1 protein-coding gene is annotated in these 768 nt (G+C 76.6%); it reads right to left on the bottom strand.

Going from position 1 to position 768, the window contains the following annotated elements:
- Positions 1 to 264 precede the first annotated feature (264 nt).
- The coding region (locus tag STRAU_RS37080) for a transglutaminase family protein (RefSeq protein ID WP_037664475.1) at positions 265 to 768 on the bottom strand (504 nt) is incomplete at its 5' end.

The following is a 768-nucleotide window of genomic DNA, read 5'->3' as shown; positions in this document are numbered from 1 at the left end:
GCCGCGCCGCGGCCATGCCCGGGTCGTCGAGCGCGGGATCCGCCTCCGCGCCGATCAGCAGGCACAGCCGCGCGAGGTCGGGCCGCTCGGCCCTGGCCTCGGCGGCGAAGGCCCGGCGCCACCGCGCGGCGCGGGCGGGTCGGGGGTGCATACGTCCCTCGTGCCCGGCCGGACCGATCGCTACCGGTCCTCGCGACGGCCAAGCCGCGCGCCGCCGGGCCTCGGGGGTGCGCCGTCCACCTCGTACGTAGGACGCGCACCGCCTCAGTTGAGCTTCGCCCGCGCCGCCCGCGCCTCAAGGCGTACCCGCTCCGCCGTGGTCGGCTCGATCGACGCCACCACCTCGGCGTACTCGTCGAGGCCCCGCGCCCCCGCGAGGAAGTCGCCGCGCTCGACGAGCAACTGGGCGCGTTCGTAGCGCAGCCGCGCCGGGTGCGCGGGCAGCAGGAGGGACAGTTCGAGGGCCCAGAGCGCCACGTGCGAGCGCTCGGAGCGGGCCGCGGCCCAGGCGCGGATGTTGTTGAGGATGCGCAGCATGATGTTCAGCGGGTCGGCCGCCGTCAGGAGCGAGGGATTCAGCCTGCCGCCCGACGCCTGCGCGACCAGCTGCTCGGCGTCGTCGGTGGACAGCAGCCGCCCGCCGTTGAACGGGTCGGCGAGCACCTGCTCCGGCTTGCCGTACGCGTCCGGGGAGCCGAAGCCGACGACGAAGTGGCCGGGCAGCGCGACGCCGTACACCGGGGCGCCCGCGCGCCGCGCGACCTCGAT

This window comes from Streptomyces aurantiacus JA 4570, from assembly GCF_000414115.1.
Classification (GTDB): domain Bacteria; phylum Actinomycetota; class Actinomycetes; order Streptomycetales; family Streptomycetaceae; genus Streptomyces; species Streptomyces aurantiacus_A.
Note: the sequence above shows the minus strand (reverse complement) of the source record. Positions and strands in the feature narration are given on the sequence as shown.